Source organism: Bradyrhizobium sp. CCBAU 21365, from assembly GCF_015291305.1.
Classification (GTDB): domain Bacteria; phylum Pseudomonadota; class Alphaproteobacteria; order Rhizobiales; family Xanthobacteraceae; genus Bradyrhizobium; species Bradyrhizobium elkanii.
In genome coordinates this window covers 5,415,325-5,436,647 of sequence record NZ_CP030036.1, presented here as the reverse complement: position 1 = coordinate 5,436,647, position 21,323 = coordinate 5,415,325, and the positions used below count along the sequence as shown (strand labels likewise).

The following is a 21,323-nucleotide window of genomic DNA, read 5'->3' as shown; positions in this document are numbered from 1 at the left end:
GGACCGCGACCGCCGTGAACAGTGCCGTGCGTAATGTCGAACAGAAGGGGATGGGCATGCTGAAGGAATTCCGCGAGTTCGCCATGAAGGGCAATGTCGTCGACCTCGCCGTCGGCGTCATCATCGGTGCGGCCTTCGGTGCGATCGTCACCTCGCTGGTCGGCGACATCATCATGCCGATCATCGGCGCGATCACGGGCGGTCTCGACTTCTCCAACTATTTCACCGGGCTTTCCAAGGCCGTCACCGCAACCAACCTCGCCGACGCCAAGAAGCAGGGTGCGGTGCTGGCCTGGGGCAACTTCCTGACGCTGACGCTCAACTTCCTGATCGTCGCCTTCGTGCTGTTCATGGTCATTCGCGCCATGAACCAGTTCAAGCGCAAGGAAGAGGTCAAGCCTGCCGAGCCGCCGAAGCCGTCCGCCGAGGCCGTGCTGCTGACGGAAATCCGCGACCTCCTCAAGAAGAGCTAAAGTGGCCGAGAAGAACGAACGTCCCATCAAGGTCGTTGCCGAGAACCGAAAGGCCCGCTTCAACTACGCGATCGAGGACACGATCGAGGCCGGCATTTCGCTGACCGGCACCGAGGTGAAATCAATCCGCAGCGGCAAGAGCACGATCGCGGAATCCTATGCGGATTCCAAGAACGGCGAGCTGTGGCTGATCAACGCCAATATTCCTGAGTATCTGCAGGCCAACCGCTTCAACCACGAGCCGAAGCGGCCGCGGAAGCTGCTGCTGCATCGCAAGCAGATCAACAAGCTGCTCGGAGCGGTCGACCGCGAGGGCATGACGCTCATTCCGCTGAAGCTGTACTTCAACGAGCGCGGCCGTGCCAAACTGCTGCTCGCGGTCGCCAAGGGCAAGAAGCTGCACGACAAGCGCGAGACCGTGAAGAAGCGCGACTGGGGCCGCGAGAAGGGCCGCCTGATGCGGGCGCGCGGGTAAGGCGGTTGATTTGTGGTCATCGCGTCGTCGCTTCAGCGCAAAATTGCTCCGCAATTTTGTCGCGAGTGCTCGCGATGACGGTGGATGGAGATTTGGGCCATGAGCCAATCGAGCCTTACCGATGTCGACTGGAGCAAGATCCCGGCGCCCACGGATGACGGCGGCGCGGCGCATCTGACCGGCATGACGATCCCGCCGGTCAGGCTGCGTGCCACCGACGACACCGCGGTGGCGCTGTCGGCGCTCAAGGGCCGCACCGTGGTGTTCGCCTATCCGCGAACCGGCGAGCCCGGCAAGATCGGGCTGGTCGACGATTGGGACATGATCCCGGGCGCCCGCGGCTGCACCCCGCAGGCCTGCGCATTCCGCGACCTGTTCGCCGAGCTGAAGTCGGCCGGTGCTGCCCAGGTGTTCGGGCTGTCGACGCAAAGCAACGAGTACCAGACCGAGATGGCGTCGCGGCTGCATCTGCCGTTCCCGGTGCTGTCCGACGACGCGCTGGAAATGACGCGCACGCTGAGGTTGCCGACGATGTCGGTGGCCGGCCTGACCCTGATCAAGCGGCTCGCCCTCGTGATCGACGACGCGCGCATCACGCACGTGTTCTATCCGGTGTTCCCGCCCGACCGGAACGCCGGCGACGTGCTGGCTTGGCTGAAGGCTAATCCGCGGAGGGACTAGAGCAAAATGATGCGATGGGGCGGTCGCAGGTGACGCTGCCAAAATATCGAAAACAACCCCATGCAAAGTAGCCGGCGGCGGCCGGCGTTCGACCAGGCAACCTTGACACGTCGGGCAATTCAGGGATATATTTCTAATATTCCGAAATTGTGCATGCCTCCGCACCAGGGCAGAGCATATGCTAGCCGAGCTCCTTGCGCACGGTCGCGAAGACCTTGCGGAACATATCGGTCGTCAGCACGCCGGTGTTCGTGTTGTAGCGCGAGCAGTGGTAGCTGTCGTAGAGCTTGAATTTGCCTGCGCTATGCACGGCACCGTGCACAAAGGGCGCGGCCGCCAAGCGAACGTCCAGCGCCTTGAGAGTCGATTCGTGGGCGATTCGTCCGAGCAGCACGATCGCGCGCAGCTTCGGCATCGTTGCGATGGTGGCACGGAGGAATTGCCGGCAGGTGTTGATCTCGGCCGGCAGCGGCTTGTTCTGCGGCGGCACGCAGCGCACCGCGTTGCTGATCCGGGCGTCGACCAGCTTCAGCCCGTCGTCCGGCCGCGCCTGATAGACGCCGCTGGCGAAGCCATATTCGAGCAGGGTCGCATAAAGCAGATCACCGGCGTAGTCGCCGGTGAAGGGACGGCCGGTGCGGTTGGCGCCCTGCAGGCCCGGCGCGAGCCCGACGATCAATAGCCGCGCATTCTGATCGCCGAACGATTCCACCGGTGAGTTGAACCAGCCCGGCTCTCGCGCGCGCGCCTGCGCGCGGAACTCGGCCAGCCGTGGACAGAGCGGACAGTTGCTGTCGGGGCGCGTGGCAGCGGCGACGAGGTTACTCGTCGAAATCGTCATCGGCTCCCCGTGGGGCCATGGTGGTCGCGCGCTGCAGGAATTGCGGGGAGTGGTGGCGCGGTTCGCGCGGGGCCGGGCGTTCCGACGGATCGCGGCCGAGCTTGGATTGCAGCTCGACAAGGTCGGTGAAGACGTCGGCCTGGCGGCGCAGCTCGTCGGCGATCATCGGCGGCTGGCTGGCGATGGTGGAGATGACCGTGACGCGAACGCCGCGGCGCTGCACGGCCTCCACCAGCGAGCGGAAGTCGCCATCGCCGGAAAACAGAATCATCTGGTCGATGTGCTCGGCGAGTTCCATGGCATCGACGGCGAGCTCGATGTCCATGTTGCCCTTCACCTTGCGGCGGCCGCTGGCGTCGATGAATTCCTTGGTCGCCTTGGTGACGACGGTGTAGCCGTTGTAATCGAGCCAATCGATCAACGGGCGGATCGACGAATACTCCTGATCCTCGATGATCGCCGTGTAGTAGAACGCACGGAGCAGCGTACCGCGACTCTGGAACTCCTTGAGGAGGCGCTTGTAGTCGATGTCGAAGCCCAGCGTCTTAGCGGTGGCGTAAAGATTCGCTCCGTCGATGAAGAGCGCGATCTTGTTGGAAACAGGTGACGACATCAAAGTGTTCTCGCGTGGTTGTTAGTGTTCTTAGCGCGGCGGTGATCAACCGCGCGCAATTTCCGGCGTTGCTGCCTAAAGTTCTGTGAATCTTTCCCCACGACAGTCACCACCGCAATTATGGTGAGGCGAGGGCAAAAAGCCTAGACCCTTGACATTGCAATGAAGAGATTTACTCGCCTGGGACAGCAACCTAGCCATGTCGTCAGACGCTCCGGCCCTTCTGGCCCCCGTCGGACCGGGTTATCAGAGCCTGTTCGGAAGGCAAATCACAAATTTACCTTGCGAAACGGGGGCTGGGCCTATAACTAACCCTCATAACCTACATGTTCGGTCCCTTTTACCACGGAGCGCCTCGAGATGGCTCGCGTCACCGTCGAAGATTGCATTGACAAGGTCGACAATCGTTTCGACCTCGTCCTGTTGGCCGCGCATCGCGCCCGGATGATCTCGTCGGGGTCGCAACTCACGGTTGATCGCGACAACGACAAGAATCCGGTCGTCTCGCTGCGGGAGATCGCCGATTCGACGATCTCGCCGGAAGACCTGAAAGAGGAGCTCGTGCACTCCCTGCAGAAGTTCGTCGAGGTCGACGAGCCCGAGCCCGACACCGTGCCGCTGATCGGTTCCGCCGGTGCCAGCGTCGACGCCGACGACACCGAGGTGGCGGTCGAGCGGATGACCGAGGAAGAGTTGCTGAAGGGCCTCGAGGGTCTGGCGCCCCCGGAGGAGCAGCCCGAGGAAGACGAGTAAGCTCGCCGTCGTTTCGAACCGATTTGCCGAAGGCCCGGACATTGCTCCGGGCCTTTGCTTTTGTTGACAATTTTGCTGTTACGGTGCGTCCTATGCGGACGCGGGAAATTGAATGGTTCCAGGGCCCGCGCGGGGTGCTGCTTCATTCGAAAGCGCACTAGATTGAGCAAAGGTGGGGCGTTCCGGTCCCGCGCGAGAGGCAACGAGTTCATGGCGTACCGACGCCGAAGTTCCATCCAGATGCAGGCTGCAACCGAAACGGTAGCGGTGGCGCCGACGTCGTCCACGGCGGAGAGGCCGGCCAAGCCGCGGACGCGAATGATGCGACAATATGACCTCGTCGAGCGCGTCCGCTCCTATAACCCCGATACCAACGAAGACCTGCTCAACCGCGCCTATGTCTACGCCATGAAGGCGCACGGCACGCAGACCCGTGCCTCCGGCGACCCCTATTTCTCGCATCCGCTCGAGGTCGCCGCGATCCTCACCAACCTCAAGCTCGACGACGCCACGATCGTGGCGGCGCTGCTGCACGACACGATCGAGGACACCGAGGCGACGCGGGCCGAGATCGACAACGTGTTCGGCCACGAGATCGGCGCGCTGGTCGAAGGCCTGACCAAGCTGAAGCGGCTGGAACTGGTGTCGCGCGAGGCCAAGCAGGCCGAGAATTTGCGCAAGCTGCTGCTTGCGATCGCCGACGACGTCCGCGTGCTGCTGATCAAGCTCGCCGACCGGCTGCACAACATGCGCACGCTGGAATTCGTGCCGCCGGCCTCGCGCCGGCGCATCGCCGAGGAGACGCTGGATATCTATGCGCCGCTGGCCGGTCGCATGGGTATGCACGAGATGCGCGAGGAGCTCGAGGACCTGTCGTTCTTCGTGCTCGATCCCGAGGCCTATGCGGTGGTCAAGCAGCGGCTCGATTCACTGGCCGAGCGCAACCGCAATTTGATCGGCGAGATCGAAACCCAGCTCTCCAAGAACCTGCAGAAGAACGGCATCACCGCGCGGGTGTTCGGCCGCCGCAAGCAGCCGTTTTCGATCTGGACCAAGATGGAGCGCAAGTCGGTCGGCTTCGAGCAGCTGTCCGATATTTACGGCTTCCGCATCATCCTCGACGATGTCGGGGCCTGCTACCGCGCGCTCGGCATCGTCCACACCACCTGGCCGGTGGTGCCGGGCCGCTTCAAGGACTACATCTCGACCCCGAAGCAGAATGACTACCGCTCGATCCACACCACGGTGATCGGGCCGGGCAAGCAGCGCGTCGAGCTGCAGATCCGAACCGAGGACATGAACCAGATCGCCGAGTTCGGTATCGCCGCGCATGCCTTCTACAAGGAGGGCGCGGGCTCGCCGCACGAGCGGCTGAAGCACGAGTCCAACGCCTTCGCCTGGCTGCGCCACACCATCGGCATCCTCTCGGAAAGCGCCAATCCGGAGGAATTCCTCGAGCACACCAAGCTCGAGCTGTTCCACGACCAGGTGTTCTGCTTCACGCCGAAGGGGAAGCTGATCGCGCTGCCGCGCAACGCCAACGTGATCGATTTCGCCTATGCCGTGCACACCGGTGTCGGCAACAGCGCGGTCGGCTGCAAGATCAACGGCAAGTTCGCGCCGCTGTCCTCCGAGCTGCAGAACGGCGACGAGGTCGAGGTTCTGACCTCGAAAGCGCAGTCGGCGCCGCCGTCGGCCTGGGAGGCGCTCGCCCGCACCGGCAAGGCGCGGGCTGCGATCCGCCGTGCCACCCGTGACGCGGTGCGCGACCAGTATGCCGGCCTCGGCCGCCGCATCGTCGACCGCCTGTTTGCCCGCGCCAAGATCGAATACGCCGACGACAAGCTGAAGGGCGCGTTGCCACGGCTCGCGCGCAGCTCGATCGAGGACGTGATGGCCTCGGTCGGGCGCGGCGAGATCAAGGCCTCCGACGTCGCACGCGCGATGTATCCGGACTACAAGGAAGAGCGGCTGGTGCGCTATGGCGCCAAGAAAGGCCTCGCCGCCAAGCTGAAGACGCAGAACCCGCCGCATCCGGCGCGCGCCACCTCGGTGATCCCGGTGCGCGGCATCAATTCCGACCTGCCGGTGAAGTTCGCGCCGAACGGCGGGGCGGTGCCGGGCGACCGGATCGTCGGCATCGTCACGCCAGGCGAGGGGATCACGATCTATCCGATCCAGTCGCCGGCGCTGAAGGATTTCGAGGAGGAGCCGGAGCGCTGGCTCGACGTGCGCTGGGATATCGACGAGACCATGCCGCAGCGCTTCCCGGCCCGCATCCTGGTCCACAATGTCAACGAGCCCGGCAGCCTCGCCCAGATCGCGACCGTGATCGCCGAGCACGACGGCAACATCGACAACATCCACATGTCGCGCCAATCGCCTGATTTCACGGAGCTGACCATCGATCTTGAGGTCTATGACCTCAAGCATCTCAGCGCTATCATCGCCCAGCTGCGCGCCAAGGCCGTCGTCGCCAGGGTCGAGCGCGTCAATGGTTAGACTTCCGCCTGTCATCGGCCCTCATGGTGAGGAGGCGTGTCAGCGCCCTCTCCGGACGATGCTTCGCATCGCTCGGGAACCATGCGGCCCGAGACGGGGCCACATCCTTCGAGACGCGGCGCAGGCGCCGCTCCTCAGGATGAGGGGATGGTTCAACTGGTTTGTCAGAGAGTGATTTGATGTCGTCTCCGCCGCTGCGTCTCGGTATCAATGTTGATCACGTCGCCACCCTGCGCAACGCGCGCGGCGGTGCGCGGCCCGATCCGGTGCGGCTGGCGCTTGCCGCGATCGAGGCCGGCGCCGACGGCATCACCGCGCATCTGCGCGAGGATCGCCGCCACATCCGCGATGAGGACATGGCGCGGCTCAAGGCCGAGATCTCCAAGCCGCTGAATTTCGAGATGGCGGCGACCGATGACATGCTGCGGATCTCGCTCGCCACCAAGCCGCACGCGGTTTGCCTGGTGCCGGAACGGCGCCAGGAACTCACCACCGAAGGCGGCCTCGACGTCGTCGGCCAGCACAACGCGCTGGCCCCGTTCATCGCACGGCTCAATGACGCCGGCATCCGCGTCTCGCTGTTCATTGCCGCCGATCCCCGGCAGATCGAGATGGCCGCGAAGCTGAAGGCGCCGGTGATCGAGATCCACACCGGTGGCTGGTGCGACGCCGTGGTCGACGGCCACCAGGACAAGGCGGAGGCCGAATGGAAGCGGATCGTCGCCGGCGCCAGGCTCGCGCAGGCGGCCGGGCTCGAGGTCCATGCCGGCCATGGGCTCGACTATGACACCGCGGAGACGATTTCCGCGCTGCCCGAAATCCGGGAGTTGAACATCGGCTATTTCATGATGGGCGAGGCGCTGTTCGTCGGCATCGCCGGGACGGTGCGTGAGATGCGTGCGGCAATGGACCGCGGCCGCGCCAGGGCGCAGGGCGCCGTCAGCGCATGATCATCGGCATCGGCTCCGACCTGATCGACATCACCCGGGTGGCCAAGGTGATCGAGCGCCATGGCGAGCGATTCCTCGAGCGCATCTTCACCGACGCCGAGCGCGCCAAGGCGATGCGCCGCGCCAACAACGAGAAGATGGTGGTGGCGACCTACGCCAAGCGCTTCGCCGCCAAGGAGGCCTGCTCCAAGGCGCTCGGCACCGGTATCCGGCGCGGGGTGTGGTGGAAGGACATGGGCGTCGTGAACCTGCCGGGCGGACGGCCGTCGATGCGGCTGACCGGCGGGGCGCTGGCCCGGCTCCAGGAACTGACGCCCGAGGGCATGCAGGCGCAGATCGACCTTTCGATCACCGACGATTGGCCGTTGGCCCAGGCCTTCGTCATAATTTCGGCGGTTGCGCCCGCCAGATGAGGCCGCGGCGCCGGATTCTGCCGGAAAACTTCAGAAAACTAAAAAATCATTGATATTTCAATGAATTGCGAAGTTTTGAGGCGACGATTGATTGCACCCCTGCGAACAACCGTCTAAAACGCCGCAGGGTTATATCGAGCGAGATGCTGATTCCGGGTTTAGGCCGGAATTTGCCCTCAAGATCAGAATCAAGGCCATTTTCCTCACGCGAAGGCCGAACGCTTCGCGCGAAGAGAACGTTCTGCCACCGCGTGGACATCAGTCCACGGGAATTGGGAAAGCAATGAGCGTGACCACCGGGACCAAATCTGAAAGCGGCTTGGGCGAGACCGTCCGGGTCGTCATCCATGCTCTTCTGATCGCGCTCGTTATCCGCACCTTCCTGTTCCAGCCGTTCAACATCCCCTCCGGGTCGATGAAGGCGACGCTCCTGGTCGGCGACTATCTGTTCGTCTCGAAATATTCCTATGGCTACAGCCACTATTCGATCCCGTTCTCGCCGAACATTTTCTCGGGCCGCATCTTCGGCTCGGAGCCGAACCGCGGCGACATCGTGGTGTTTCGCCTGCCGCGGGATGACTCCACCGACTACATCAAGCGCGTCATCGGGCTGCCCGGCGACCGCATCGAGGTCAAGAGCGGGCTGCTCTACATCAACGACGAGCCGATCAAGCGGGAGCGGCTGAGCGATTTCGTCGGCGAGGATCCCTGCGGCTCGGCGGATGCGACCGCCCGCGTCAAGCGCTGGAAGGAGACGCTGCCGAACGGCGTCAGCTATGAGACGCTGGACTGCACCGACAACAGCTACATGGACAACACCATCGTCTACACCGTTCCGCCCGGGCATTTCTTCATGATGGGCGACAACCGCGACAACTCCACCGACAGCCGCTTCCTGTCGCAGGTCGGCTACGTGCCGTTCGAGAACATCATCGGGCGGGCCCAGATGATCTTCTTCTCGATCGCCGAGGGCGAGCAGGCCTGGATGATCTGGCGCTGGCCGCTTGCCGTGCGGTGGAATCGCCTATTCTCTATCGTGCGATGAACGACGATACCGCAGCCATCAACGATCCTGCGCCGACCGGCGAGCCGAGCCAGACGCCTGCCGCCGACAGCACAGCCGCGCCGAAGAAACGGCGCAGCAAGGCGGCCAAGGCCGCTGAGGAGAAGGCCGCGATCGCGGGCACCGAGGCGCGGATCGGGTACACGTTCCAGGATCCCGCGCTGCTGACCACCGCGTTCACCCACGTCTCCGCGCTGAAGCCCGCCACCCGCAACCGCGCCGACAGCTACCAGCGGCTGGAGTTCCTCGGCGACCACGTGCTCGGGCTGATCGTATCGGACATGCTGTTCCGATCGTTCCCCAAGGCCGACGAGGGCGAATTGTCGAAGCGGCTCGCCGACCTCGTGCGCAAGGAGAGCTGCGCCGACGTCGCCAAGGCACTCGGGCTGCTCGAGGACATCAAGCTCGGCATGGTGAAGGCGGTCGAGGGCGCCCGGCTGCGCAAGTCCGTGCTCGGCGATATCTGCGAAGCGGTGATCGGGGCGATCTTTCTCGACGGCGGCTATGAGGCCGCGCGCCAGTTCGTCGAGCGCAACTGGACCGAACGGATGCACAAGCTGCGCCGGCCGCTGCGCGATCCCAAGACCGTGCTGCAGGAATGGGCGCAGGGCAAGGGGCTGCCGACGCCGGTCTATCGCGAGGTCGAACGCACCGGCCCGCATCACGATCCACAATTCCGCGTTGCGGTTGACCTGCCGGGCCTGGCCTCCGCCGAGGGCCTCGGTGGCAACAAGCGCGCGGCGGAGAAGGCGGCAGCATCCGCGATGATCGAGCGCGAAGGCGTCGGCACCAATGACTGACGAGGCCAAAGGGCAAGGGGACGCGACGCGCTGTGGCTTCGTCGCGCTGATCGGTGCGCCCAATGTCGGCAAGTCGACGCTGGTCAACGCGCTGGTGGGCTCCAAGGTCACGATCGTCTCGCGCAAGGTGCAGACCACGCGCGCGCTGATCCGCGGCATCGTGATCGAGGGCAACGCGCAGATCATCCTGGTCGACACGCCAGGGATCTTCGCGCCGCGGCGCCGGCTTGACCGCGCCATGGTGTCGACCGCCTGGAGCGGCGCGCACGACGCCGATCTCGTCTGCGTGCTGCTCGATGCGAAGTCGGGCCTCGACGAAGAGGCCAACGCGATCCTGGCCAAGCTCGAAACCGTCGCGCATCCGAAGATCCTGGTGCTGAACAAGGTCGATCTCGTGCAGCGCGAGAAGCTGCTGGCGCTGGCGCAGGCCGCCAACGAGCGGATGCGCTTCGAGCACACCTTCATGATTTCGGCGCTGTCCGGCGACGGCGTTGCCGATTTGCGCCAGACGCTCGCCAAGCTGGTGCCCGCAGGGCCGTTCCTCTATCCCGAGGACCAGATGTCGGATGCGCCGATGCGGCATCTGGCGGCCGAGATCACCCGCGAGAAGATCTACAGCCATCTGCATCAGGAACTGCCGTACCAGTCGACGGTCGAGACCGACAGCTGGACCGACCGCAAGGACAAATCGATCCGCATCGAGCAGACGATTTTTGTCGAGCGCGAGAGCCAGCGCAAGATCGTGCTCGGCAAGGGCGGCGCCACCATCAAGTCGATTGGCGCGCAGGCGCGTGCCGAGATCTCCGAGATCATGGGCGTCCCCGTGCATCTGTTCCTGTTCGTCAAGGTGCGTGAGAACTGGGGTGACGATCCCGATCGCTACAAGGAAATGGGGCTGGACTTCCCCAAGGAATAAGAGTCGACGTCTGCATGAACGTGCCCAGAAACGTGCTGTGGTTTGAGGTTCTGCTCTATCTGTCGCTGACGCTGGATGCGCTGTCGGTGGCGTTCCAGGACCGCACGCCGACCATCCTGAAGACCGAGCAGATGATCATGGGCGAGACCCTGACGGCCGGCTGCATGATCCTGCTACTGATGTATTTCGTCCGGCTTGCCGCGCAGCATCGCAAGAACTGGCCGCGCTGGGCGCTGCTCGCGGTGCTTGTCCTGTCGGTGATGTCCCTGGTGCAGGTCATCGGCGCAAGGGGCATGGAGATCGACAGCGCCATCGAGGTCGTGTCGTGCATCCTGACCACCGCCGGGCTGTATTATTCCTTCACCGGCGACGCGCGGGGCTGGTTCAACGCGTAGGGCATGACGCGTGAGGAAAGCTGCGTTCATCCGCGGAATCCTGCTAGACTCCGCACATGGAATGGAGCGACGAAGGCATCGTGCTGGGCGTGCGGCGGCATGGCGAATCCTCCGCCATCGTCGAGCTGTTGACGCGCGAGCACGGCCGCCATCTCGGCCTGGTGCGCGGCGGCGCCAGCTCGCGGATGCGGCCGCTGCTGCAGCCCGGCAACAGCGTTACCGCGGTGTGGCGGGCGCGGCTCGACGAGCATCTCGGCATGTATGCGCTGGAAGGCACGCGGCTGCGCGCGGCGACGCTGCTCGGCTCATCGCACGCGGTCTACGGCGTCACGCATCTGGCGGCGCTGGCCCGGCTGCTGCCGGAGCGCGATCCGCATGAGGACATCTACTGGATGCTGCAAGGGACGCTCGACGATTTCGAGGACGCCGGCGTTGCCGCCGTGCACTTGATCCGGTTCGAGCTCGCCATGCTGACCGAGCTCGGCTTCGGGCTCGACTTGGGAAACTGCGCGGCCACCGGGGAGACGTCGGACCTGATCTATGTGTCGCCGAAATCCGGCGGCGCCGTGTCCCGCGCCGCCGGCGAACCGTGGCGCGACCGGCTGTTGCCGCTGCCGGCGTTCCTGCGCGAAGGCGAGGGCGGGGCCAACAGCTGGTCGGACCAGGACCTGCTCGATGGTTTCCAGATCACCGGCCTGTTCCTGCTCCGCCACGTGCTGGAGCCCCGCGGGCAGGGTCATTCCGACGCCCGCGACGGATTTATCAACGCCGTAACGAGGCGGCGCCGGCTGGCGGGGACGTGATCCCGCGCCCCGAGCTGCTGTTTTGACGGGATCGAGGTCATCGAGCTCGCCTTGCAGGTCGATGGCGCGAAGCACTGACATTCCCGCGCCCCTGTCATGCAGGGCGGGACGGGAACGAGATCGCCTGGTGAAGCATTGCGGGGACGTGGTTCCATCGATGGGCGACCGATGTTTCTGCGGGGAATTGTTATTTCAGCGGCGTTGCTGACGCTGGCGCCGGACGCAATGGCCGGCGAGCAGGGGGGCGTGCTCCGTCGCGTCTCCTGCACGGTGGTTCGCTACTACGTCGCCAGATATTCGGCCGCGGCGGCCGAAAGCTGGGCCAGAGCCCATGGCGCAACCGACGCCGAGATCGATGTCGCCCGCCATTGCTCAAGGAAACTCCCGTCAAGCCCGTGCGGACGGCCGGCCAGTCGGCACAATAATTGCGCGAATCAGGTGCATCGATGCGCGGTTCGCGTGATTCGCGGCTTGCCCGATTCACCGCCAAGGTTTAACGCCTCCCCATGGGAAAACGACAGATTCCGCCGGAAGAGCCGGCCGAAATTCACGAGGTGCCGCTGCGTGACGCGCTCGAGGAGCGCTATCTCGCCTATGCGCTCTCGACCATCATGCATCGCGCCCTGCCGGACGCCCGCGACGGGCTGAAGCCGGTGCACCGGCGCATCCTCTACGGCATGGACCTGCTCGGGCTCGACCCGCGCGCCGCATTCAAGAAGTCGGCCAAGATCGTCGGCGACGTGATGGGCTCGTTCCATCCGCATGGCGACCAGGCGATCTATGACGCCATGGTGCGCCTGGCGCAGGATTTCTCCTCGCGCTACCCGCTGGTCGACGGCCAGGGCAATTTCGGCAATATCGACGGCGACAACCCGGCCGCCTATCGCTACACCGAAGCGCGCATGACCGAGGTCGCGCGGCTGCTGCTCGACGGCATCGACGAGGACGGCGTCGAGTTTCGCCTCAACTACGACGGTCAGTCGAAAGAGCCGGTGGTGCTGCCGGGCGGCTTTCCGAACCTGCTCGCCAACGGCGCGCAGGGCATCGCGGTCGGCATGGCGACCTCGATCCCGCCGCACAACGCGGCCGAACTCTGCGACGCCGCGCTGCATCTGATCGAGAAGCCCGACGCCAAGTCGAAGGCGCTGCTGAAATGGGTCAAGGGCCCGGACTTCCCGACCGGCGGCATCGTGGTCGATTCCAAGGAAGCGATCGTCGAGGCTTACACCACGGGGCGCGGCTCGTTCCGCACCCGTTCGCGCTGGACCCAGGAGGAGGGCGCGCGCGGCACCTGGGTGGTCGTCGTCACCGAGATTCCGTGGCTGGTGCAGAAGTCGCGGATCGTGGAGAAGATCGCCGAGCTCATCAACGAGAAGAAGCTGCCGCTGGTCGCCGACGTCCGCGACGAGTCGGCCGAGGACGTCCGGCTCGTGATCGAGCCGAAATCGCGCACCGTCGATCCGGCGCTGATGATGGAGTCGCTGTTCCGCCTGACCGAGCTGGAAAGCAAGATCTCGCTGAACCTCAACGTGCTGATCAAGGGCCGCATCCCGAAGGTGGTCGGCCTTGCCGAGTGCCTGCGCGAATGGCTCGACCATCTGCGCGACGTGCTGGTCCGCCGGTCCAACTTCCGCAGGACCCAGATCGAGCACCGCCTGGAAGTGCTGGGCGGCCACCTCGTCGCCTATCTGAACCTCGACAAGGTGATCAAGATCATCCGCACCGAGGACGAGCCGAAGCCGGTCTTGATGAAGACCTTCAAGCTGTCAGAGATCCAGGCTGACGCCATCCTCAACATGCGCCTGCGCAATTTGCGCCGCCTGGAGGAGATGGAGATTCGGACCGAGGACAAGGATCTTCGCAAGGAGCTGAAGGGGATCGAGGGCCTGCTCGCTTCCGAGACGGAGCAGTGGGCCAAGGTCGGCGATCAGGTGCGCAAGGTCCGCGACATCTTCGGACCGAAGACGCCGCTCGGCAAGCGTCGCACCACCTTCGCCGATGCGCCCGAGCATGACCTCGCCGCGATCGAGGAAGCGCTGGTCGAGCGCGAGCCGTGCACCGTCGTGATATCAGAGAAGGGCTGGGTGCGGACGCTGAAGGGCCATGTCGAGGATCTCTCGGGGCTTGCCTTCAAGACCGACGACAAGCTCGAGCACTCGTTTTTTGCCGAGACCACCTCGAAGCTGCTGCTGTTTGCCACCAACGGCAAGTTCTATTCGCTCGACGTGGCAAAACTGCCGGGCGGCCGCGGCCATGGCGAGCCGATCCGGATGTTCATCGATCTCGAGCAGGATGCCGCGATCATCTCGCTGTTCGTCAACAAGGGCGAGCGCAAGTTCCTGATCGCGAGCAGCGAGGGGCAGGGCTTCATCGTCAAGGAAGAGGACTGCGTCGGCAACACCCGCAAGGGCAAGCAGGTGCTCAACGTCGAAATGCCGAACGAGGCCCGCGCGATCACGACCGTGAACGGCGACACCGTCGCGGTGATCGGCACCAACCACAAGATGGTGCTGTTCGGCCTCGACCAGGTGCCGGAGATGGCGCGCGGCCGCGGCGTGCGGCTGCAGAAATACACCAGCGCGTCGCTGTCTGACGTTGCGGTGTTCGACGCCAAGACCGGCCTGACCTGGAAGGATTCCGCCGGCCGCGAGCACAGCATGACCATGAAGGAACTGGCCGACTGGCGCGGCAACCGCGCCGACGCCGGCCGGCTCGCCCACGGCCTGCCGAAATCGAACAAGTTCAACCGCGGCGTGGAGTAACTGTAGCGCTGCGCTCCATCCGGGCTACGCGGCTAACTGGCGCGGTGTGATAGTATCCACATTTCACCGCGCTATAACCGTCGCCGACGACATCGGGCGACGGTTGCCATGGCGCACAATCACGACCACGACCACAGCGGTCATTCTCACGGACATGCCCACGCCGGGCATTCCCATGCCGGGCACAGCCACGCGCCTGACAATTTTGGCACGGCCTTTGCGGTCGGCGCGTCGCTGAACACCGCCTTCGTCGTCGCGGAGCTGATCTTCGGCTATTCAGCCAACTCGCTGGCGCTGGTCTCCGACGCCGTTCACAATCTCTCCGATGTCATCGCGCTGCTGCTGGCCTGGGGCGGGGCATGGCTCGCGGGCAGGCGGCCGACCGATACCCACACCTATGGCTACCGTCGCGCCTCGATCCTGGCGGCGCTGTTCAATGCCGGGCTGCTGCTGATCGCGGTCGGCGGCATCGCGGTCGAGGCGATCAACCGCTTGCGCGAGCCGGCCGAGGTTGCAAGCTGGACCGTGGTCTGGGTCGCGGCACTCGGCGTCCTGATCAATGGCGGCACGGCGCTGCTGTTCATGCGCGGCCGCGACAGCGATCTCAATGTCCGTGGCGCCTATCTGCACATGGCGGCGGATGCCGGCGTTTCGCTCGGCGTCGTGATCGCCGCGCTCCTGATCATGGCGACCGGCTGGCAGTGGATCGATCCGGCGATCAGCCTCGTCATCGCGGTGGTCGTGCTGCTGAGTGGCTGGGAGCTCGCCCGCGACAGCGTCAACCTCGCGCTCGACGCGGTGCCGAGGGGGATCGATCTCAAAGAGGTGAGGGATTATCTCGGCGCGCTCGAGGGCGTCACCGAGGTGCACGATTTGCACATCTGGGCGATGAGCACCAGCGAGACCGCGTTGACCGCGCATCTGGTGCGGCCCGGCGGACACGACGATGTCTTCCTGCATCACGTCTGCGCCGAGCTCTCGGAGCGGTTCAGCATCCACCACGCGACGCTGCAGGTCGAGATCAGCAGCGAGACCTGCCGGCTGGCGCCGGCGGAGATGGTCTAGCCGACGCAGCCGGCCGCGCACTCGCATTCAATTGATCGCTCGACCCATGTCGACGTCTTCCACGGGCGGCGACGACACGGCACATTGCGGCCGCGCGCTGAAGCAACCGGCTCGATCAATGGAGGGCAACGTGAAGAAGGCAATCGGTCTTGCAATGTTGTTCTGGGCCGTGGGCGTGCTGCCGCATGCGGACGCCGAGCCGGCGAAATCAGGCGTCGAGAAGCTCTACATCCTCAACTGCGGCGAGGGCGTTGCCGGCGACATTTCACGCTGGTCGCCCGGCGTCAATGAAGGCAAGTCGATGGACTTCGTCGACAATTGCTACCTGATCAAGCACGCCCAGGGCTGGTTGCTGTGGGACACCGGGATTCCCGACGCGGTGACGGCGATGCCGGACGGCCTTGCGCCGGCCGATCCGAAGGCGGTCACCTGGCGGCGGCCGAAGACGCTCGCCGTGCAGCTCGACCAGCTCGGCGTCAAGCCGTTAGACATCAAGGCGATCGCCGTGTCGCACACCCATCCCGATCACATCGGCAATGTCGAGCTGTTCCCGGCCGCGATGCTGTATGTGCAGAAGGCGGAGTATGAGTGGCCCGGCGCCAACAACGCGCCGCGCTTCAAGCCCGAGCATCCCGTGACGAAGCTCGAAGGCGACCGCGACGTGTTCGGCGACGGCAGCGTCACCATCCTGTCGACGCCAGGCCACACGCCCGGCCACCAGTCGCTGCTGGTGAAACTGCCGAAGACAGGCGCGGTCGTGCTGACCGGCGATGCCGTTCACTTCAGGGACAATTGGGACAACCGGCGCGCGCCGAGCATGAACGTCAGCAAGGAGCAGACGCTGGCCTCGATGCAGAAGATCGCCGACACGCTGACAAAGGAGAAGGCGCAGCTCTGGATCAACCACGACAAGGCGCAGCGCGACGGGCTGAAGCTGTCGCCGGACTTCTACGACTGAGCCGCCTTGGCGGGGTTCGCTTTCGACCAGGTTCGAAAGATCTGCGCGGTCTCCTCGTCCATCGGAAAGAAGCTTTCGATGCGCAGCTCCTGCAGCGTGACGTCCTGCGGCGTCCCCAGCGTCGCGATCGTGGTGAACAATTGCAGGCTGACGTCGCCCTTGCGGAATAGCATCGGCAGCACCGGCCCGGATGTCGGCCCCGGCGGCGCGGCCAACGCGGCTTCGACACCGTCATAGGCCAGCAGGCGCTTGAGCAATTCCGCCGTCGCGGTGGTGCCGTCGGCGGCGGCATCGGCCTCGACACTGCGGACGAAGTAGCCGGCCACCACGGTCCAGTTGGTGAGATAGGGGCGCAACACACCGGGCGCGACCAGCGCATCGGCGAGATTGACCGCCGTGCCTGGAGCCAGCGGCCCGACCAGGAATTCCACCAATTGCCCGGCGCCTGAATTGGCGAGCAGCAGATTCCAGTGCCGGTCGACCACGACCGCCGGGAAGGGCTCCTGCTGCGCCAGGATGAAATCCAGTGCGTAGCGGATCTGGGCGAGCTCCGGTGCGGCGAGGTCGGTTTGCCGCCAGACCGGCGCGAAGCCGGCCGCGACCAAGAGCGCGTTCTGCTGGCGCAACGGCACGTCGAGCGCCGCGGCAAGCCGGATCACCATGTCGCGGCTCGGCGCGGCGCGCCCGAGCTCGAGGAAGCTGAGATGGCGCTGCGAGATATCCGCGCGCCCGGCGAGCTCGAGTTGCGAGTGCCCCTTGCGTTGCCGCCACCAGCGCAGGCTGGCTGCAAAATCGCGCTGCTGCGACATGGGTACCTGCCAAATACCTGCCAAGTAGTTGCCGGAATGATCTCGCCGGGCAAGATGCCACAAGCGAACCGAAAACGCATGGGGATCGGGATGGGCGAGTGGATCGGCGTTGCGATTGCACTGGTCTCGAGCTGCCTCGGCGGCACGGCGGCGGCGATCACGCGTTATCTGGCTGGCAACGCCGACCCGATCACATTGGCGATCCTGCGCTGGGCGATCGGCTTTCTCTGCGTGCTTCCCGCCGCGGTCCTGCTCGGGACGAAGTGGCCGCGGCGCGGGGACTTGCCGGCGGTCGCGGCGCTCGGCGTCGCCTTCTTCGGCGTGTTCTTCGTGCTCTATAATCTCGCGATGTCCTACACGACGGCGGCGCGCGCCAGCCTGGCGTTGGCGACCTTGCCGCTCTCCACCATGGTCGTCGGCGCCTTGCTCGGCATCGAGCCGCTGACGATGCGCAAATCGATCGGGGTTTCGATTGCGGTGCTCGGCGTGGCGGCGGCGCTGGCATCCGGGCTGGCGGCAGCGCCACCGGGCGCATGGCGCGGCGAACTGATCATGGCCGCCGCGGTGCTCTGCATGGCCTTCTACAACGTGCTGTCGCGGCCGTTCATCCGCCGCTCCAGCGCGCTCGGTTTCCTTGCCGTCGGCATGGGCGCCGGCGCGGCGGCGCTCGTCGTGGTCGGATCGTTCACCGGCAGCCTGGCGACGCTGCGCGAGTTCGGTCCCTCGCAGTGGATCGCGGGGCTCTATCTCGGGATAGCCAGCGGTGCGCTGGCCTTCATCCTGTGGGTGCTGGCACTTGAGCGGGCCTCGCCGACCCGCGTCGCCAACACCATGACGGTCAATCCGATCGCCGCCGGGCTGCTTGCGAAGCAATTGGTCGGCGAGCCGATCACGGCCAATCTGGTCGTCGGCCTGATCGCGGTCTTTGCGGGCATCTGGATTGCGACGTCGGAAACCAAACCGGTCTGATCAGCCGCGCGGGGCGGCCGGCGCGGTTGCCGGCGGGGCAGGCGAGTGCTTCGGCTTCAGCGTGCCGGCGTAGAACGACAGGACGAACACCAGGATAAGACCGACAAGATAGACCCCATAGGATTGCGGCGGGGTGATCGCCCATTGCATGAGGCGACGCATCGGGTTTTGCGGGTCAGTGTCGTTGTCCATGCGCTGTTGTGCGCGAGCGGCCGGACAAAAGGAAGCGGAATCGGCGCTCTTCGGCGGTCGTGTTCCGCAGGAAATGGTGAGGCGGGCGGCCTTGCAATGCCGCATTGGCGTTCGCATCTGTCACGCGACCAGCAGGCCTTCCTCCCGCACCAATTGCCCGGCATAATCCAATCTATGGAACTGACACCCCGTTTGCGCCTGATGAGTTGGCTGGTCCGCCAAGGTCTGACGGGCCTGCCGGAAAACGACCTGCTGCGCGGTTTCTGCGAGCGCTGCCGGGCCGCGGGCATGCCGCTGTCGCGGGCGATCGTCTTCATCGACACCCTGCATCCGATCTTCGAGGGACGCGGTTTCCGCTGGAACGACGGCGAGAGCAACGAGGCCGACATCTTCGAATACGGCTCGACCAGCGCCGGCGAGGCCAGTCAGACCTGGCGGCGGTCGGCCTTCTACCACATGCTCGAAAACGGCCATGACGAGATAGTGATCGATCTCGCCGACACCTCGCACGATTTCTCGATGATCGGCGAACTGGCCGAAAAGGGCCACAAGCATTTCGCCGCCTTCGTGCATCGCTTCGGCGAGGCCGGCACGATCGGCGAGATGGACTGCTTCTATTCCTACTACACCACGCGTCGTTCGGACGGGTTCGACGAGAACCATCTGGCGGCGCTGCGCGACCTGGTGCCGGTGCTCGGGCTCGCGATCAAATCGGCTGCCCAGGTCGAGATCGCCCGCACGCTGGGGCGGGTCTATCTCGGCCGCGACACCGCGGAGCAGGTGCTGCGCGGACGCATGCAGCGCGGCATCACCGAGAAGATCAAGGCCGTGCTGTGGTACTCCGACGTGCGTGGCTCGACCGCGATCAGCGAACGCATCGGCCCGGACGAGATCATCCCGTTCCTCAACGACTATGCGCAGGCCTCGATCGACGCGATCCATGACGCCGGCGGCGAGGTGCTGAAGCTGATCGGCGACGGCGTGCTGGCGATGTTCACCGGCGAGAACGTGGCAGGCGCCAAGCGAGCGGCGCTGCGGGCCGAGCACAGATTCCGGCATAACATCCGCGTGCTGAACGATCGCCGCGAGAACGAGGGTCGGCCGACCACGACGGCCTATGTCGGGCTCCATGTCGGCCAGGTGTTCTACGGCAATATCGGCAGCGAGGACCGGCTGGATTTCACGGTGGTCGGGCCCGCCGTCAACGAGGTCAGCCGGATCGCCTCGATGTGCGCCTCGGTCGATCGCGAGCTGTTGACCTCGACCGATTTCCGCACCGGGCTCGACGCCGCCGGCCGCAACTATCTGGTCTCCACCGGCCGCTTCGTGCTGCGCGGCATCGGCCATGCGCAGGATCTCTACACGCTGGATCCGGCTGTCGCCGCCGACGAGGTGGTCGGCGGCAAATACGAGCGTTACCTGGCGAGCTAGCGTCTCTCCACCGTCATTGCGAGAAGCTCGCGACAAAATTGCCGAGTAATTTTGCGCTGAAGCGACGAACCAGTCGCAATGACGGCTGAGAAGACCCGGGATCAGCAGCGCGCGGGTTCGCCGACCATGTCGGGCTGCCGCGTCAGCGACACCGCCGGCGACATCAGGATCACCAGCGCCTGGGCGGCGAAGATCGCGGCCGCGAGATAGAGGCAGGCCTCGGCACCGTAGAGGCCGCCGACGATGGCGCCGAGCGCGGAGCCGAGCGGGCGGGCGCCGTAGCTCATGATGTTGATGGCCGAGACGCGGCCGAGCAGCGACGGCGGCGTCACCGACTGCCGCAGCGTGGTGGTCGAGATCACCCACAGGATCGGGCCGACGCCGAGCAGGAAGAAGCTGAGGCCCGCGAGCAGCGGCGTCGCAATCCAGGTCGTCAGCGCCATCACGGCCGCGGCGACGAAGCCGGTGACGGGGCCGAGCCCGATCACGGTGCCGAACGCCAGCCGCTTCATCACGCGGGTGGCGAACAGCGCGCCGACCACCATGCCGACGCCGTACATCGCAAGCGTGGTGCCGACACCGGTCGCACTGAGCCCGAGATGACGCACCGCATAGGGCACGAACACGGCGAGCAGCAGGAACGACGCGGTGTTGAAGATGAACTGGGTGATGAACACCGGCCGCAGCAAGGCGTGGTGCATCACGAAGGCTGCGCCTTCCTTGATGTCCTGCAACGGATGGCGCCGCGGGGCGGGCTGCCGCGCCGGCTCGTAGATGCCGGCGAGCAGCACGACCGCGATCGCCGACAGCGCCGCGGCGAAGCCGAATGCGGGCGCGGCACCGACCCAGCCGACCAGCACGCCGCCGAGCGCGGGGCCGCTGGCGAATGCGACGGTGCGCGCGAGCTCGATGCGGGCGTTCGCCGCCGGCAATTGCCGTGACGTCACCAGCGAGGGGACCAGCGCCGGCGCAGCGACGCTGTAGGCGACCGTGCCGCAGACCGCGATGAAGCCGAGCAGGGCCAGCAGCGGCAGCGTCATCAGGCCGAGCCACAAGAGCAGCAGCATTGCGGCAAGCGCGGCCGCGCGCAGCGCTTCGGAGCCCGCCATCACCCAGCGCCGCGACACGCGGTCGGCAAGCAGGCCGGCGGGGATCGCAAACAGGATGAAGGGCAGCGTCAGCGCGGTCTGCAACACGCCGGTCTGGCCTTCGCCGACGCCGAGCAGCAGCACGGCCACGATGGGCGCAGCCGCAAGCGCAATCTGTTCGGCCGATTGCGCGGCAAGGTTGGACCAGGCCAGGCGGTTGAAGGTGGCCGGCAGGCGAGGCGTATCGGCGGACATGGCAGAATCCTTGATCATTCGACTGCCCGGTAGTGTGTGGTTGGAAGAGGCCCGATCCCACCCGTTTCCCGATAACGCCAAAAGCAGAGCCCGCCGAAGGGGATCGGCGGGCTCTT

General features: G+C 65.4%; 22 protein-coding genes and 1 pseudogene. 18 read left to right on the top strand and 5 right to left on the bottom strand.

The window, feature by feature from the left end:
- Positions 1 to 56 precede the first annotated feature (56 nt).
- The 3 genes from mscL to XI02_RS25410 all read left to right on the top strand — a co-directional run bounded on the left by mscL (position 57) and on the right by XI02_RS25410 (position 1,629).
- Entirely contained in the window at positions 57 to 473 is a 417-nt protein-coding gene (gene mscL, locus XI02_RS25420; RefSeq protein ID WP_026192850.1) for a large conductance mechanosensitive channel protein MscL, read from the top strand.
- Between the two features lies 1 nt (position 474).
- Positions 475 to 948 carry an SsrA-binding protein SmpB gene (smpB, locus tag XI02_RS25415; RefSeq protein ID WP_016843999.1) on the top strand — a complete coding sequence of 158 codons (474 nt, stop codon included), beginning with the start codon at positions 475 to 477 and terminating at the stop codon, positions 946 to 948.
- Between the two features lie 99 nt (positions 949 to 1,047).
- Entirely contained in the window at positions 1,048 to 1,629 is a 582-nt protein-coding gene (locus tag XI02_RS25410; protein ID WP_026192849.1) for a peroxiredoxin, read from the top strand.
- A gap of 181 nt (positions 1,630 to 1,810) precedes the next feature.
- On the opposite strand, the gene XI02_RS25405 is transcribed toward XI02_RS25410, so the two are convergent.
- Positions 1,811 to 2,470, bottom strand: a complete 660-nt coding sequence (locus XI02_RS25405) for a uracil-DNA glycosylase (RefSeq protein ID WP_016844001.1) — start codon at positions 2,468 to 2,470, stop codon at positions 1,811 to 1,813.
- Positions 2,451 to 3,083, bottom strand: a complete 633-nt coding sequence (locus tag XI02_RS25400) for an NYN domain-containing protein (RefSeq protein ID WP_016844002.1) — start codon at positions 3,081 to 3,083, stop codon at positions 2,451 to 2,453. The genes XI02_RS25405 and XI02_RS25400 overlap by 20 nt, the downstream gene beginning before the upstream one ends.
- A gap of 360 nt (positions 3,084 to 3,443) precedes the next feature.
- On the opposite strand from XI02_RS25400, the gene rpoZ reads away from it, so the two are divergent.
- From rpoZ to XI02_RS25340, 13 genes and pseudogenes are all read left to right on the top strand, one after another.
- Positions 3,444 to 3,836 (top strand): DNA-directed RNA polymerase subunit omega, encoded by a 393-nt coding sequence (gene rpoZ, locus XI02_RS25395; protein ID WP_016844003.1) that lies wholly within the window; start codon positions 3,444 to 3,446, stop codon positions 3,834 to 3,836.
- Positions 3,837 to 4,046: 210 nt separating this feature from the next.
- Positions 4,047 to 6,338, top strand: a complete 2,292-nt coding sequence (locus XI02_RS25390; protein WP_026192848.1) for a bifunctional (p)ppGpp synthetase/guanosine-3',5'-bis(diphosphate) 3'-pyrophosphohydrolase — start codon at positions 4,047 to 4,049, stop codon at positions 6,336 to 6,338.
- Between the two features lie 179 nt (positions 6,339 to 6,517).
- A complete protein-coding gene (locus tag XI02_RS25385; RefSeq protein WP_018271943.1) occupies positions 6,518 to 7,288 on the top strand; it encodes a pyridoxine 5'-phosphate synthase in 771 nt (256 codons plus the stop codon).
- On the top strand, positions 7,285 to 7,701 hold the full coding sequence (gene acpS / locus XI02_RS25380; RefSeq protein ID WP_016844006.1) for a holo-ACP synthase: 417 nt from the start codon (positions 7,285 to 7,287) through the stop codon (positions 7,699 to 7,701). The genes XI02_RS25385 and acpS overlap by 4 nt, the downstream gene beginning before the upstream one ends.
- Positions 7,702 to 7,984: 283 nt before the next feature.
- Entirely contained in the window at positions 7,985 to 8,746 is a 762-nt protein-coding gene (gene lepB, locus XI02_RS25375; RefSeq protein ID WP_018271942.1) for a signal peptidase I, read from the top strand.
- The gene (rnc, locus tag XI02_RS25370; protein WP_018271941.1) at positions 8,743 to 9,564 is read left to right on the top strand and encodes a ribonuclease III; all 822 of its coding nucleotides are present in this window, start codon (positions 8,743 to 8,745) and stop codon (positions 9,562 to 9,564) included. The genes lepB and rnc overlap by 4 nt, the downstream gene beginning before the upstream one ends.
- Positions 9,557 to 10,480 carry a GTPase Era gene (gene era / locus XI02_RS25365; protein ID WP_018271940.1) on the top strand — a complete coding sequence of 308 codons (924 nt, stop codon included), beginning with the start codon at positions 9,557 to 9,559 and terminating at the stop codon, positions 10,478 to 10,480. Before rnc ends, era begins: the two co-directional genes overlap by 8 nt.
- Positions 10,481 to 10,494: 14 nt before the next feature.
- The gene (locus XI02_RS25360; RefSeq protein WP_016844011.1) at positions 10,495 to 10,875 is read left to right on the top strand and encodes a hypothetical protein; all 381 of its coding nucleotides are present in this window, start codon (positions 10,495 to 10,497) and stop codon (positions 10,873 to 10,875) included.
- Between the two features lie 56 nt (positions 10,876 to 10,931).
- Positions 10,932 to 11,678, top strand: a complete 747-nt coding sequence (gene recO / locus XI02_RS25355) for a DNA repair protein RecO (protein WP_018271939.1) — start codon at positions 10,932 to 10,934, stop codon at positions 11,676 to 11,678.
- Positions 11,679 to 11,846: 168 nt separating this feature from the next.
- Positions 11,847 to 12,065, top strand: a pseudogene (locus XI02_RS45490) (hypothetical protein); the annotation flags it as partial.
- Positions 12,066 to 12,184: 119 nt separating this feature from the next.
- Positions 12,185 to 14,440: a DNA topoisomerase IV subunit A gene (gene parC / locus XI02_RS25350; RefSeq protein ID WP_016844013.1), complete on the top strand. Its 2,256-nt coding sequence runs from the start codon at positions 12,185 to 12,187 to the stop codon at positions 14,438 to 14,440.
- A gap of 108 nt (positions 14,441 to 14,548) precedes the next feature.
- On the top strand, positions 14,549 to 15,505 hold the full coding sequence (locus XI02_RS25345) for a cation diffusion facilitator family transporter (protein WP_018271938.1): 957 nt from the start codon (positions 14,549 to 14,551) through the stop codon (positions 15,503 to 15,505).
- 154 nt (positions 15,506 to 15,659) lie between these two features.
- Positions 15,660 to 16,463 carry an N-acyl homoserine lactonase family protein gene (locus XI02_RS25340; RefSeq protein ID WP_085964945.1) on the top strand — a complete coding sequence of 268 codons (804 nt, stop codon included), beginning with the start codon at positions 15,660 to 15,662 and terminating at the stop codon, positions 16,461 to 16,463.
- Here XI02_RS25340 and XI02_RS25335 read toward each other — a convergent pair.
- Positions 16,454 to 17,272, bottom strand: coding sequence for a helix-turn-helix domain-containing protein (locus tag XI02_RS25335; protein WP_018271936.1), 819 nt, complete (start codon positions 17,270 to 17,272; stop codon positions 16,454 to 16,456). The genes XI02_RS25340 and XI02_RS25335 overlap by 10 nt on opposite strands.
- A 90-nt stretch (positions 17,273 to 17,362) precedes the next feature.
- Here XI02_RS25335 and XI02_RS25330 point away from each other — a divergent pair, with 90 nt between their 5' ends.
- Positions 17,363 to 18,241 (top strand): DMT family transporter, encoded by an 879-nt coding sequence (locus tag XI02_RS25330; protein WP_026192847.1) that lies wholly within the window; start codon positions 17,363 to 17,365, stop codon positions 18,239 to 18,241.
- Here XI02_RS25330 and XI02_RS25325 read toward each other — a convergent pair whose 3' ends face one another.
- Positions 18,242 to 18,433 (bottom strand): hypothetical protein, encoded by a 192-nt coding sequence (locus tag XI02_RS25325; protein WP_018271934.1) that lies wholly within the window; start codon positions 18,431 to 18,433, stop codon positions 18,242 to 18,244.
- A gap of 174 nt (positions 18,434 to 18,607) precedes the next feature.
- Here XI02_RS25325 and XI02_RS25320 point away from each other — a divergent pair, with 174 nt between their 5' ends.
- A complete protein-coding gene (locus XI02_RS25320) occupies positions 18,608 to 19,864 on the top strand; it encodes an adenylate/guanylate cyclase domain-containing protein (protein ID WP_026192846.1) in 1,257 nt (418 codons plus the stop codon).
- A 101-nt stretch (positions 19,865 to 19,965) separates the two neighbouring features.
- Here XI02_RS25320 and XI02_RS25315 read toward each other — a convergent pair whose 3' ends face one another.
- The gene (locus tag XI02_RS25315) at positions 19,966 to 21,207 is read right to left on the bottom strand and encodes an MFS transporter (protein WP_026192845.1); all 1,242 of its coding nucleotides are present in this window, start codon (positions 21,205 to 21,207) and stop codon (positions 19,966 to 19,968) included.
- Between the last annotated feature and the right edge of the window lie 116 nt (positions 21,208 to 21,323).

Bases quoted from the DNA above. Each gene is read 5' to 3' on its own strand.
- XI02_RS25330 (WP_026192847.1), top strand. From the start codon at position 17,363: ATGGGCGAGTGGATCGGCGTTGCGATTGCACTGGTCTCGAGCTGCCTC.
- XI02_RS25405 (WP_016844001.1), bottom strand. From the start codon at position 2,470: ATGACGATTTCGACGAGTAACCTCGTCGCCGCTGCCACGCGCCCCGAC.
- rnc (WP_018271941.1), top strand. From the start codon at position 8,743: ATGAACGACGATACCGCAGCCATCAACGATCCTGCGCCGACCGGCGAG.
- XI02_RS25320 (WP_026192846.1), top strand. From the start codon at position 18,608: ATGGAACTGACACCCCGTTTGCGCCTGATGAGTTGGCTGGTCCGCCAA.
- XI02_RS25385 (WP_018271943.1), top strand. From the start codon at position 6,518: ATGTCGTCTCCGCCGCTGCGTCTCGGTATCAATGTTGATCACGTCGCC.
- XI02_RS25335 (WP_018271936.1), bottom strand. From the start codon at position 17,272: ATGTCGCAGCAGCGCGATTTTGCAGCCAGCCTGCGCTGGTGGCGGCAA.
- parC (WP_016844013.1), top strand. From the start codon at position 12,185: ATGGGAAAACGACAGATTCCGCCGGAAGAGCCGGCCGAAATTCACGAG.
- XI02_RS25340 (WP_085964945.1), top strand. From the start codon at position 15,660: ATGTTGTTCTGGGCCGTGGGCGTGCTGCCGCATGCGGACGCCGAGCCG.
- XI02_RS25325 (WP_018271934.1), bottom strand. From the start codon at position 18,433: ATGGACAACGACACTGACCCGCAAAACCCGATGCGTCGCCTCATGCAA.
- recO (WP_018271939.1), top strand. From the start codon at position 10,932: ATGGAATGGAGCGACGAAGGCATCGTGCTGGGCGTGCGGCGGCATGGC.
- acpS (WP_016844006.1), top strand. From the start codon at position 7,285: ATGATCATCGGCATCGGCTCCGACCTGATCGACATCACCCGGGTGGCC.
- XI02_RS25345 (WP_018271938.1), top strand. From the start codon at position 14,549: ATGGCGCACAATCACGACCACGACCACAGCGGTCATTCTCACGGACAT.
- lepB (WP_018271942.1), top strand. From the start codon at position 7,985: ATGAGCGTGACCACCGGGACCAAATCTGAAAGCGGCTTGGGCGAGACC.
- era (WP_018271940.1), top strand. From the start codon at position 9,557: ATGACTGACGAGGCCAAAGGGCAAGGGGACGCGACGCGCTGTGGCTTC.
- XI02_RS25390 (WP_026192848.1), top strand. From the start codon at position 4,047: ATGGCGTACCGACGCCGAAGTTCCATCCAGATGCAGGCTGCAACCGAA.
- rpoZ (WP_016844003.1), top strand. From the start codon at position 3,444: ATGGCTCGCGTCACCGTCGAAGATTGCATTGACAAGGTCGACAATCGT.
- XI02_RS25410 (WP_026192849.1), top strand. From the start codon at position 1,048: ATGAGCCAATCGAGCCTTACCGATGTCGACTGGAGCAAGATCCCGGCG.
- XI02_RS25315 (WP_026192845.1), bottom strand. From the start codon at position 21,207: ATGTCCGCCGATACGCCTCGCCTGCCGGCCACCTTCAACCGCCTGGCC.
- XI02_RS25360 (WP_016844011.1), top strand. From the start codon at position 10,495: ATGAACGTGCCCAGAAACGTGCTGTGGTTTGAGGTTCTGCTCTATCTG.
- XI02_RS25400 (WP_016844002.1), bottom strand. From the start codon at position 3,083: ATGTCGTCACCTGTTTCCAACAAGATCGCGCTCTTCATCGACGGAGCG.
- mscL (WP_026192850.1), top strand. From the start codon at position 57: ATGCTGAAGGAATTCCGCGAGTTCGCCATGAAGGGCAATGTCGTCGAC.